Genomic DNA, 12,608 nt, shown 5'->3' on the forward strand with positions numbered 1-12,608 from the left:
TGCGGGATCAACGAAAGGCGGATATGCCGGCGCCACGGGGCGCCGGCAGGAGGCAAGAGACGTCGTTACGCAACATTAGCGTCCCGGCTGGACCGCGAGGCAAGAATGGCGTCGCCGACCAGATATTGGTTGGTGCCGTCGACGGTTTGATAGGAGCTGGTGCCCGTGATCATAGACCCATCGGCAAAGGATTGCGCTCCATCGCTGCTCGCTATCAGGTTGATCAGTCGGATGCCGGCGTCCGTCATCGTCTGCAACTCGCCGGCATCGCTAACGCCGTTCTGGTTGAGATCGCGCCAGACCCGGAACTCGCTCCAACGATCATCGTTCAGGTCAAGGACGTTGTCATGGTTCGTATCGAAGGCGAGCCGCAGGCCATCGAGGTCGGTTGTTGCCCCGTCGTTCCAAAGGCTGAAGGCCAGCTCCCGCGCCTGGTCGATATGCCCATCGGCGCCGGCCGTTCCGCCCGCCCCAAGATCGATCGCGAGGAAGCCATCCTGAGGACCAACCCAGGCTGTTTCATCTGCCAGGCCGTCGCCATCCCAGTCGAAGCCGACCGATGACCCGAGCGAGTCCAACGGACGAAGATCAACATGGTTGTCGCCATTCAGGTCTAGGAGGATCGGCGAATTGGCATAATGTATTGGGCCGGGCCGTCCTTGGGCATCGTAGGATCTCCACCAATCCAGCGTACCACCCCGGTCGGAATGATACTCGTATTCGATGCGAGTGCCGTTATCAAAATACTTGTCCTCGCTGGTTCGAACCCCGTTTCGGTCATAGTTCACCTCATCCCTGAGCCAGTCGTACCGGTACTGATAGTCGAAAGTGACCCATGTCCACTTTCTTGTGTCGTCCCTTTGATAGAACGTTTTCATCAGGACGTCTGCGGTCGCAGATGTGTAGTAGTCGGTTTTGTAGCTCCAGTTCTCGCGGCCGCTGACGTCATAAGTCGTCTTACGCGTTTCCCCGCTATCCAAGGTCGTTTCTTCGTAGGTCTTCTGGTCGGCGCTATTCTTGTCCGTGCGAGAAAAGAACCACGGCTGCGAACCCGATCGATCCCATGAATTAAAGCTTTTCTCGCTGTTGTCGTAATAGACGTTCTTTACGGTGAGATGGTCATCTGTGAGTTGAGTGGTGGAATTGTAAGTAGACTCAATGCGATCCCATCCCACGGTCTTACCAGGATCGTAATTGAAGACATCAGTCGTACCATTGTAGTAATATTGATACTGCGATGACAGCCCTGCGGCGATGTAATTCTGCCGAATTGTCGACCAAGACTGCGTGCCAGCGACATCATAGGTGTAAACTTCGCGCGTCCCATCATCGTTGTAGTTGGTCTGCCCGGTCAAACGATTCGATGTGTCGTACCACTTTTCGTAGCGATCCCATGTGGCATTCGAGACATCGTACGTGATTTCCACCCGCGTGCCATCGCGGTTGAACTGTTTTTCGAGCGTCTTTTTGCCGGCGGCATCATATTGCTGTTCGATCCGCGTCCATTGTTTCGCATTGAGCGGGTCATAGAAAGTCGCGCTGGTCAGCAAGCCGGCCCTGGTCGCGTTGCTGACGCTCAGTTGCTGGCCGCTCGGCCCATCATAGGTCGTCGCCACTGAGCTTCCGTCAGCGGCAACGACAGTGTCAGCAGTCTTGCGGCCAGCCGAGTCCGTCGTGAGGCTGGAGGAAAGCGAGCCAAGCGCGGTTACCTGATCGACGACAGTCTGTGTCAGCGCGCCACTGGCGTTGAGGTCGATCTTGGTCAGCGTGATCGAGCCATCGGCATGTGTCACCGCGTTTTCTGTATGATCGACGGTGCCGTTGTTGTCGGTATCCTTCGACAGCGTGGTGATCAGGCCATCGGCACTGGTTGCGATCGTGCCCCTTGCGTTGACGGCTCCGCTGGCGTTGGTCTCGGTCACTGTCGTAACGACCGAGCCGTCGACCTGGATGGTCGACTGCATGACGGTCTCGTAGGCACCGTTGCCATCATAGTCGTATTTGGCGACCTTGACGCGGCCATCTGCCGATGTGGTGGTCTCGATCTTCGCGGCGATCGCCTGGCTCCAATAGACGACGCCCGGCGTCAGGTTGGAGATGTTGCGCGCCGCCGCGTAATTGGTGACCACCGAGACCGAGGAACCGGTGGTATCGACGGTGACGGTATCGACCTGATCGGGTGTACCGTCGCCGTTGATATCCTTCGAGGTCGTCCTCACCCTGCCGTCGGCCGAGGTTTGGATCGTGGTCTTCGCGGCCAACGTCCCGGCCGGAAAGTCTGTGTCGGAGATGACGGTGGTGCTGCTTCCATCGGCATTGGCGGTGAAATTTGTCACCCGCTGGCGATCGTTCGTGCCATTGCCATCGAGATCCCAGGTGGTCGTCGTCATGCGGCCGTCGGCGGAGACGACGATGGTCGACTTGTCCTTGACCGTTGTTCCGTCGGCCTTGAAGTTGGTGGTGACCGATGTCTGAATGCCGGAAGGCGCGGTGACCGTCTCCTGATGCTGGTCGACGATGCCGTCCCCGTTGCCGTCACGGTCAATGGTGACGGTCAACTTGTCGGCGCTGGTCAGGGTGACCACCTTGCCGATCCGGGTTCCGCCGCTGTCCTTCGTCTCGACGGTCTCGCGAATGGCGCCGTCCGCCAGGACCGTGGTCGAGTCGGTGGCGGTCTGGTTGGCAAAGCCCGGACGCTCCTCGCTTGATGCAACGATCAGGCCGTTGGCGCTAATCGTGGCGGTCGTCCTGGAGATCAGCGAACCATCGGCCTTCTTGCTTTCCACCGTCCTCGTCTTGGTGCCATTGGCATTCAAGACGGTGACATCGGTGGCCGTCTGACTGTAGGTGCCGGCACCGGTCGGATCGATCTGGGTGGTGATCGACAGGCCGTTGGCACTGGTGGTGACGAGGTAGCGGCTGGTCAGCGTCGTGCCGGTCAGATTGCTGATCGTCTGCGTCTTCGAGCCGTTGGCATTGAGCACGGTGACGTCGGTCCGGCTCTTGTCGAAGGTCTTGCCGTCACCGGTGCCTGTCGTATCCCACTTGGTGGTCACGGTCAGGCCGTCGCCCGAAACATCGGTCAGGGTGATGCTCTTGGTGACGCCGGCGACGATATCGTCCGTCCTGGTCGTCTTGCTGCCGTTGGCGTTCAGAACCGTCGTGCTGGTGGTCTTCTTGTCGACCGTGGTGTTGCCGTCGCTGTCGTATTCGATGGTCTGCGTCAGGCCGTCGGCAGAGGTCGTGACCGTCTTCGTATCCTTGAGCGCATTGCTGGCGCCGAAGTCGCTGAGGATCTGGACCGTCGAGCCATCGGCCTGCTTTGTGGTGACCGACTTCTTGTCGACAGTATTGTTGCCATCGACATCGGTGGTGACGGTGGTCGAGAGGCCATGAGCCGCAACCGTGGTAACGGTCTTGCTTTCGAGCGTCGTTCCATCCGGCTTGAAGTAGGACAGCGTCTCCGTCTTGCCGCCATCGGCGTTGAGTACGGTGACGTCGCTCATAGAGCGGACCACGTTGCCGCTGGCATCGGCCCAGCTCGTCGTCTTGCTCAAACCGCTGGCACTGACATTGGTCGTCGTGCGGGAAATCAGCACATCGCCGATGCCCTTCTTCGAGATCGTCTCCGTGCGGCTACCGTCGGCATTCAATACGGTGTTATCGGTGGTCACGAGTTCGAAATTGTTGTTCCCATCGAGGTCGGAACTAGACGTCTTCAACAGCCCGTCATCCGAGATGGTGACGACCAACTGGCTTTCGAGAGTGCCAGCAGCATTGTACTGCTTGATCTCGTCCTTCTGCGTTCCTGTGACGTCGATCGTTATCGTTTCCAGGCGATCGACAACGGCGTCGCTGTCGATCTTGGAGCTGATCGTCGTGGTTTTCTGGTCGGCGCTGACCGTGGTGATCTTCTGCGAGATCAGCGTGGCATCGGCGTCGGTCGCCTTGATCGTCTCCGTCGTGGTGACTGATCCGAGCGGATCGAGCGGCGTTTTCTTCCAGGACAAAGTCCTGTTGACCGTACCGTCGCCATCCAGATCATAATCCGTCGACCCATCGAGGCCGTTGAGATTGGTCGTGACTTTGGTTGTGCCGAGGAGCGTCGTGCCCCGGTAATTCGAGACGGTCTGGAATTGCTTGCCGTAGGTATCGAATGTCGTGACATCGGTCGTCTTGGCGTCGACCACCTCGTCGCCGTTGATGTACTCGCTGGTGGTGATCGACTTGCCGTTGCCGGTGGTGAGGATGGTCTTCTTGTTGAGACGCGTGGTATCGCTGCTCGTCAGAGAGATGGTCTCTGTCTTGCTTCCATCGACACTCAGCACGGTCTGGTCGCTGGTCATCCGATCAGCGACACTATCGCGGTTCAGATCGACGGACGTTGTCGTCGTCAAGCCGTTGCCGCTGACGGTGACCGTGCTCCTGGTCGTGCCGGTGACGGTATCATTCGGCGTGTAGGCCGTCTCCGTTGTCGTGGTCGAGCCGTCGGCTGCGATGAGCTTGACCTGGCGCGTATCGATCTTGCCGTCGCCATCGGCATCCGTCCAGATGGTGGTCGTCCGGCGATCGGCGCTGACTTCGGTGATGGTCTGCGTATTCAGCGTTCCGTCGGCGCTCGTGCTCCTTACCGTTTCCGTGCGCTTGCCCGCACCATCCAGAACGATGACATCGCTCGTCGTCTCCTCGAAGACACCGTCGCCGTTGGCATCGGTCTTGACGGTCTGGGTCAGGCTATCGGCCGTTGTGTTAGTGATCGTCGTGGCGATCGTTGCGCCATTGGCGTTCTTTGTCGTCACGGTTTCCGTGCGGCTGCCATTGGTCCCATTGGTGATAACGTCCTCAACCACGAGGTCGTAAACACCATCGCCGTTCGCATCAGTGCTCGTCTTCTTCGACAAGCCGTCGGCCGTTGTGATCGCTTCGATCTTGTTGACCATTGAGTCGTCGGAGTTCAGCGTGCTGACGGTATTGGTCGTCTGCCCATCGGCGCCGACGACGATCTTGGTGAATTTATCGTTCTTCCCGTCGCCATTGGCATCCTCGGCGATGGTGATCGACTTGCCGTCGAGGCTGGTCGTTGTGACCGTCCGTGACAGGAGCGTTCCGGCCGTGCCGGTCTTGGTGCGACGCTGGACCGTCTGCGTTCGGTTGTTGGCGTCGATCACCGTCATATCTGTATCGGTGAAGTCGACGATATTATCGGCGTTCACATCGATCGCAACGGTCTTCTTCAATCCGTCGGCTGTGGTGATCGTCGTCGTCTTCGAGCGTTTAATGAAGGATGCGTTGGTGTTGTAGACGATCGTGTCCAGCGTCACATCGCCTGATGTCGCGACCGTCGATGTGGTATCGGTGCGGGTTTCGGATGGGCCGTTGCCGTCCGAATCGACATAGGTCGAAATCGTGCGGCCATCGGCGCTGGTCGTCGCACTGGAGGCGGAGAGGGTTTTGCCGTTGGCGCTTGTCTCCTTGGTCGTTTTCTTGCGCGTGCCGTCCGCTGCGATCGTCGTGGTCTCGGTGACGATATCGTCGTAAGTGCCGTTGCCGTCGCGATCGAGGCTGGTCGTCTTGGTTAGGCCGTCGACGGACGAAGAGACCATCGTCTTCGTCAGGAGCGTGCCGTTAACGCTGAGCTGTTCCGTGGTCGTCGCGGTCGAACCATCGGCGTTTCGGACATAGATCTGGCGCTGATTGATGATGCCGTCGCCATCCTGGTCGAGCGTCGTCGTCACGGTCAAATGATCGGCGCTGGTGACCGTCGTGGTGCGATCCTTCAGCGATCCATCGGCATTGAAATTGGAAACGGTCTTCGTCTGGACGCCTGATGCATCAACGGTCAGCACGTTGGTCTGCGAGCGGTCGAACGTGCCGTTGCCGTCGTCGTCGAACTGGGTCTGAATGTTCCGGCCATCGGCACTTGTGGTGACGATGTTGCGGAAGGCAAGGCTGCCGTCGGCATTATAGGCAAGGATCGTCTTCTCGACCGAACTGTCAGCCTTCGTGACGCTGGTCGTCTTGATGATGTATGAGTCATCGTCATTTGCCAGCTTGGCGTCACCAACCGTTCCAGTCGTGCCGTCGGCGCGGGTGAAGGTGGTAGTTCCGGTGATCGCGGAGCCGTCGTCGTAAGTCTGGCCGCTGCCCTTCGGTGTCAGGTCGATCGAAGTGATGCCGAGGCTGTCGAGCGTCACCAGCTGCCCGTTGACCTCAACCCGGAACTTCGACCATTGGACATCGCCGGCATCCAATTTGCCGTTGCCGTTGGTATCGAAGACATGCTTCAGCGCCTCGAGATCGCTCGTCGCCGAAGAATCCCATTCGGTGAAGGCGAATTCGTTCGACTGGCTGATCTGGCCGTCGCCATTTGCGTCGATGATAAGGACACCAGTGCCGGCTGCTGCCCAGGCAGTGCGATGCTGATAGCCGTCACCATCGAGATCCAGGAATTTGAAGGAGGTTGATAAGGTCTCGACGCTCAAGCCGTTGCCGCTCAAATCTAGAAGAACCGGCCTCGTGGAGGAGCTCCAGTTGCCGCTGGGGCTTGGTCCGTAATCACTGCTACTCCTGCTTCCAAGAGACTTTGAACTGCTGCTGGATGCCGACTTCGAGCTGCTGGAGGAGTCTGAAGAGCCAGCTAACCTAGCTGTGTTTTGGGCGCGATGCTTATCCAGGGCGTGGTAGACTTCTGGGGAATAAGGAGAAAGTCCGGCCATAGCCGAATACGCTTCCAGAAAACTATAGCCAGCCGCAAAAGCGCGATCGGCGACATGTTCGGGGGAGCCGATTTTCTCGCCGTATCTGGCGGGACCAAGAGATTCGTAGAAGGCTTGCTTGGAAATGTTCCCGTGAGCCGCCTCTACAGTTTGTACATAGTGTACGGCGCTATATCCAAGGTAACGTTCGGTAGCGGGATTATCATACTTCCCGGCCTTCTCCGCGTAGGCCACGCTGAAGATAGCTTGAGCTAGAGCGCTGCTGGCGCCGCTGAAGTTAGCCGTAGCCGCTGCGGTCAGGCCCCAGCCGAGTGCTGTGCCCGCAAATCCCTTCGCGCCACCCAGAGAGTTGTAGTAGTGGTCTAGAGCATCCCCGTTGAGGAGTTGACTTCCGTAGCCTGGCACATTGTTTGCTACGGCGACGCTTCCCCAATCATCGACGCCCTTCCCGTCGTGGGCAATCTGATCAGATATGTTGTGAACTCTGACACCGCCCGCAACATAGGTATGCAGATCTTCAACTTCGAAATTGTATGTCTGCCATCCTTCGATTTCGATAGGCTGAAGTGCTGCGCCGCCGGCGCTCCTCCCGGTAACAATCGCTCGTTCGAACAAGTGCGACGTCTCGACGGAATAGACAATCCTCTCTGCCGTAACTTCGACCAATTGCCCCGATTCTAAAACGACCATTGCTTTACCGGCGTTGATCATTTGCTCGATCGGAGGGAAGGTGCCAAACCGGTCTAGGAAATGGTGACCAGGAGTGCAAACGAGTTCATATGGTTGGCCGTGATCATGCCAGCTTAGCCGAATCCATTCCATTGTGACGTTTCGGAAGATCCGCGTCACTCTCCTAGGGACAAGGTCACTCCGGCCATTCGATTCAGCTTGGTCGAAGGCGAGCACTGTGTCGCCCACACGAATTTCGTCGATTCGCTTGCTCTCCGCCCGGCTGGTTCGAATCTGCGTTGAGCCGGCGAAACACTTAGGGCCTGCTGGAACCATAGTATAGGTGGCGAAAGCACCAAATTGATGGAGCTGAAACGCCCCAGAGACAGGCACGCCCTGGCCAACAAACTCAATTTTGTAAGGCGTGCCCCGCCCAGACAAAATAGAACCGATAGCTCGAAGGGTTTCAAGTATCGGATTCCAAGTATTGTGTGAGAAATCGAACTGCTCGTCGAATGGTCTTATTTCTCCAGCGACGGCTATCCGGCCGTTGCCAAGCACCGTTACATCGCCGCGAAATCCAGCCGATGTATTACCCCAAACAAACGAACGATCGCTTACGAAGCCGGTGTTCGGATAATAGCTATATGTTGCCGTTGCGCTACTCGCTCCCGACGCGGCTCTTATCGTCGCATTCGTTTCGAAATGGACAACCGTTCCTGGCGCCAAACCCTGAGTCGCTCGACCAAACGAAGACGCGAAGCTTTCGATCGAGAAGACCGAGCCTGCACCGCGAGTCATATGGGAATTCATGTCAACGTAGACAGTGCCTCCGTTGCCGATTTCCCACTGCACCTGCGCGTCTTCTCGTCCAAAACTGGTCAGAGGATTTTTTTTCGAACCTGGTCCCATTATTTCTCGCCCCTCGATATATCCATAAATTCAACCTGCCCGCGAGCGCCGAACGCCACTGACAAAGCAATGGGGTCTGCTGAAAGCGGCTTCTTAACCTCGCACCCAATAAAGAAGCTCACATCTGGAAGCCGATCGGTTTCCGACGGCTCAATTTTGGAGCAATTCGCAAACCGCATACGGTCGACTTCTCCGGATTCAGCAAGGTATTTTTTTAATATATCTCTCGCCTGCTCGTCCGGATTTTTATGTGACTGGAGAGTTTCTCCATATATATAGATGACCAGCATACAAAGTACGAAGGACATTACTAGCCAGAGATATTTACTAGACGGAAGCTTCATTCTGCGCCTGTAGATGCAATTTGCGATAGCGTGTATTTTCACAAAACTCTGATTTAATCATCAAATCAACTTGCCTAGAGCCGCCAAGCAACAATAACTCGTCGCCACAAGGAGATCTCATGCCGACCACGGCACGCTGTGGGTCAAAATGACCGCGCACTCACTTACCTTCGTCCAAAAGCAGTAGGATCATTGGTGACACACCGAGAAACGAGTGACCCGCGCCTGACGCGAGAGGCGGCACCCGGCGTAAAGGATTATAACCTTGTTGATGACCCGAACCGCGTTGCGCATCGGATATTATAAGTAAAAAGGAAAATTCTGGAAATAAGAACATCGTCCCTTGATCAAAATTGGAAAATTCTTAGCAATTTAAGCTCTTAAACAATTATTGCCGCCGAACAAGGGGTCAGCATAAAATTTCTACATAGACGTGCAATTTTAACCACGCTGTGGACTTTCAGTCTTCGGTGGCTGTGAGGGGGAGCGCGAGGGGAAGCGTGCGTTTCGTCATCCGGCTTAGCGCATGGGTTGGGGATGCGCATTACGGCCGAAGGCGTCGAAACAGTCGGTCAGGCAACGTGGCTTAGAAAATAAAAATGCGATCGACTGCAAGGACGGCTCTTGGGCGCCCCCATGTCCCGCGATGCAATCGGCAATTTCCTTAGTCACGGCTTTGGTGCAGCGATCGCAGTGTAAGTGGATTTCTGTCTTTGAAGTCCTGGCTATTCGGTAGCGTTTCTGCATCGGACGGATTTCGGGCGGGCGCATGCGAGCATCCGGTTCAGGACGCCGAAGCCAATAGCCACTTCGGTCCGCTGTGCTGCGAACGAGCGTGCCCTCAGCCGGGTGCCGATGATCGATTTGTACCGGCCGATCGCGTTCTCCACCAGCGATCGCTTGCCATAGCTGGTATCGACTTGCCACTTCATCCGGCCATCGGCGTTGATGGCCGCGATATGTTGGTTTCGTTGATCGGTGGGATCGCTGGCTGGCTGTTCCACCGCATTGGCACGTGGCGGAATTACCACCGTAGCGCCGGGGCTGTGCCTGATAACAGCCTCATAGGTGGGATTGCCATCATAAGCGCCATCGGCCGTGAACTGCCCGATCGGCATCTCTATCTGGTCAAGCAGCGGTTCCACCTGAGAAGCGTCGCCGGCATCCTGATCCGTCATGACCTGTGCGATGATCCCGCCGCTGTCGGCATCCAGCGCCAGATGCAGTTTACGCCAGTTGCGACGGGATCTGGCACCGTGCTTTTCCTCCAGCCATTGGCCCGCACCGTAGATCTGCAACCCTGAACTATCGATGAGGACGTGGACGGGCCCCTTGTCGGGGACACGAGAAAACTGCCGCTTGTTCGGCGCTCTTGGTTTGCTTGCCCTTCGGCTCAACGTCGTATGATCGGGAACGGCCAGATCCAGCCCCATCAGCTTGAGCACCGAAGCCATAAAGCCTTCCGTCTGTCGCAGCCTCAGGCCAAACACCAATCCCAGCGTCAAAGCAGTCTCTATCGCCAGATCGGAATAGCGCGGCTGACCGCCGCGTGTTGTTCGCTTCGGCGCCTGCCAGGACGATACTACTTGCGGCGAGATCCAAAGCGTCAGGCTGCCTCGCCGACGAAGACCGGCCTCATATTCCGGCCAGTTCGTCAGCTTGAACTTCATCTTCTCGATGCGATGGCGGCGAGAGGCGTTGTGTTTGAAGGGCATCGTCGGACAGACCAGTTATGAGACTGTAACAGCACCTAACCCGCTGCCATTAACGATCCCTGCACCAACGCCTAATTGAATGAGAAAATGCAACGGATCCAGGTTTCATTGAGGGTCGTCGACACCGGGATGGCGCAAGAGTTCCAATTGAGCAGCAGCGGATACGCGCTGCGCCTCAGTTGGAACCTTTTTTCTCATCCTTGATCCGCCTGAAAGCTGGTTGAAAGCTTGGGCCAGCTATCTTCCCCAAATCGCAGAGGAGCGCGTGGCCGTCGTGGCAACGTAAGTGCGATACGAAAACCCAGGAGGAGATCCAATGCGTTCTACGCGCACGTTATTCAATTCAGCCGCACTGTCCGTCGTCATGCTCGCGTCGATGCTTGCAGCAAATTCTGCTCATGCAGCCGGCAAGATCACGCTGATGGTCGGCGGCTACGAAAAGCAGATCTATCTGCCCGCAAAACTCGCTGAAGGCCTCGGCTATTTCAAGGATGAAGGCCTCGATGTCGAGCTTCTGAACGAACCGGCCGGCGTCGATGCCGAGAACCAGCTTCTGGCCGGCGCGGTCCAGGGCGTTGTCGGCTTCTATGACCATTGCGTCGATCTGCAGGCGAAGGGGAAATTTGTCGAATCGGTCGTCCAGTTCAGCCAAGCTCCAGGCGAAGTCGAACTCGTCTCGGCCAAGCATCCGGAAATCAAGTCGATCGCGGACTTCAAGGGTCATAGCGCTGGGGTCACCGGTCTTGGTTCCTCGACCAACTTTCTGACCCAATACATGGCCAACAAGGCTGGTCTGAAGTCCGGCGACGTCACCTCCGTTCCGGTCGGCGCAGGCGCGACCTTTATCGCCGCCATGCAGCAGGATGCGATCCAGGTGGGCATGACGACAGAACCGACGATCTCCCGTCTGCTGAAGACCAAGGAAGCAACCGTCCTCGTCGACATGCGCACGATGGAAGGCGCACGCCAGGCACTCGGCGGTACTTATCCCGCAGCCTCGCTCTACATGGAAACCTCATGGGTCGATGCCCACAAGGACGATACCCAGAAGCTTGCCAATGCTTTCGTGAAGACGTTGCGCTTCATCAATACGCATTCCGGCGCCGAAATCGCCGACAAGATGCCGAAGGAATATTATGTCGGCGACAAGGAAGGTTACGTCAAAGCGCTCGACGAAGGTAAGGCGATGTTTACCGCCGATGGCGTGATGCCGGAAGATGGTCCGAAGACCGTTCTCTCGGTTCTTTCTTCCTTCTCGAAAAATATGCAGGGCAAGCAGATCGATCTTTCGAAGACCTACACCACGGAATTCGTCAAAAAGGTCATGTAAGCGGCTTTCAGATCCGCCTCCGGCACGTTCGCCGGCGGCGGACATGTCCTCGGCTTCGCGTGCGAGCCTAACCAGCGCGCGTCAGGAAAAACCAATGTCAGACATCAGCATTCGCAAGCCGGCAATCGAGCTTCTCAATGTCAGCAGGCGCTTTGTTTCTCCGACAGGCAAGTCGCTGACGGCATTGCGCGATTTCACCATGTCCGTGGAAGAAGGCGAGTTCGTCGCTGTCGTTGGCCCGACCGGCTGCGGCAAATCCACCACGCTTAACCTGGTAACGGGTCTTGCGCGGCCGAGCGCCGGCGAGGTCAGGCTGATGGGCGGACCCGTCGACGGTATCGATCCGCGCGTCGGCTTCGTCTTCCAGACGGACGCGCTCTTTCCCTGGAGCAATGTCATCGACAACGTTATGGCCGGCCCCCTGTTTCGCGGCAAGGGGAGGAAGGAAGCAGAAGATAGCGCCAAACGTTGGCTTCAGCGCGTCGGCCTTTCAAAGTTTCTGCATCACTATCCGCATCAGCTTTCGGGCGGTATGCGCAAGCGCGTATCGCTGGCCCAGACCTTCATCAACGAGCCGGAAATCCTGCTGATGGATGAACCCTTCTCGGCGCTCGACGTGCAGACCCGCACCGTCATGCACGAGGAATTGCTGAGACTATGGGCGGAACGGAAGGCTTCGGTCGTTTTCGTGACCCATGATCTGGAGGAAGCCGTCGCGCTTGCCGACAAGGTCTATGTGCTCACAGCCGGCCCAGCCACGGTCAAGTCCGTCTACACGATCGATCTTCCACGCCCGCGTATCGTGTCGGAAATTCGCTACGAGCAGCGCTTCATCGACTATTGCAAGAAGATCTGGGAGGATCTCCGCCAGGAGGTCGAGGCCAGCTATCGCCGTTCCAGCGAAGCTGCGTAAGGAGACAAG

Annotated in this window: 5 protein-coding genes and 1 pseudogene; 3 read left to right on the plus strand and 3 right to left on the minus strand. The window is 57.2% G+C overall.

The window, feature by feature from the left end; genetic code table 11:
* Positions 1 to 65: 65 nt before the first annotated feature.
* On the minus strand, positions 66 to 6,497 hold the full coding sequence (locus EFD55_RS18350) for a beta strand repeat-containing protein (RefSeq protein ID WP_125846471.1): 6,432 nt from the start codon (positions 6,495 to 6,497) through the stop codon (positions 66 to 68).
* A 1,799-nt stretch (positions 6,498 to 8,296) separates the two neighbouring features.
* A complete protein-coding gene (locus EFD55_RS18355) occupies positions 8,297 to 8,587 on the minus strand; it encodes a hypothetical protein (protein ID WP_125846472.1) in 291 nt (96 codons plus the stop codon).
* 573 nt (positions 8,588 to 9,160) lie between these two features.
* Between EFD55_RS18355 and EFD55_RS33800 the strand changes: the two are divergent.
* Positions 9,161 to 9,340: pseudogene (locus EFD55_RS33800) on the plus strand (EAL domain-containing protein); the annotation flags it as partial.
* 26 nt (positions 9,341 to 9,366) lie between these two features.
* On the opposite strand, the gene EFD55_RS18365 reads toward EFD55_RS33800, so the two are convergent.
* The gene (locus tag EFD55_RS18365; protein ID WP_125846473.1) at positions 9,367 to 10,356 is read right to left on the minus strand and encodes an IS5 family transposase; all 990 of its coding nucleotides are present in this window, start codon (positions 10,354 to 10,356) and stop codon (positions 9,367 to 9,369) included.
* A 316-nt stretch (positions 10,357 to 10,672) separates the two neighbouring features.
* Between EFD55_RS18365 and EFD55_RS18370 the strand changes: the two genes are divergently transcribed.
* Both EFD55_RS18370 and EFD55_RS18375 read left to right on the plus strand, forming a co-directional pair.
* A complete protein-coding gene (locus EFD55_RS18370; RefSeq protein ID WP_125846474.1) occupies positions 10,673 to 11,686 on the plus strand; it encodes an ABC transporter substrate-binding protein in 1,014 nt (337 codons plus the stop codon).
* 94 nt (positions 11,687 to 11,780) lie between these two features.
* Complete coding sequence (locus EFD55_RS18375) at positions 11,781 to 12,599, plus strand: ABC transporter ATP-binding protein (RefSeq protein WP_125846475.1); 819 nt, start codon at positions 11,781 to 11,783, stop codon at positions 12,597 to 12,599.
* Positions 12,600 to 12,608: the final 9 nt, after the last annotated feature.

Source organism: Rhizobium pisi (assembly GCF_003938655.1).
GTDB classification, from domain to species: domain Bacteria; phylum Pseudomonadota; class Alphaproteobacteria; order Rhizobiales; family Rhizobiaceae; genus Rhizobium; species Rhizobium pisi.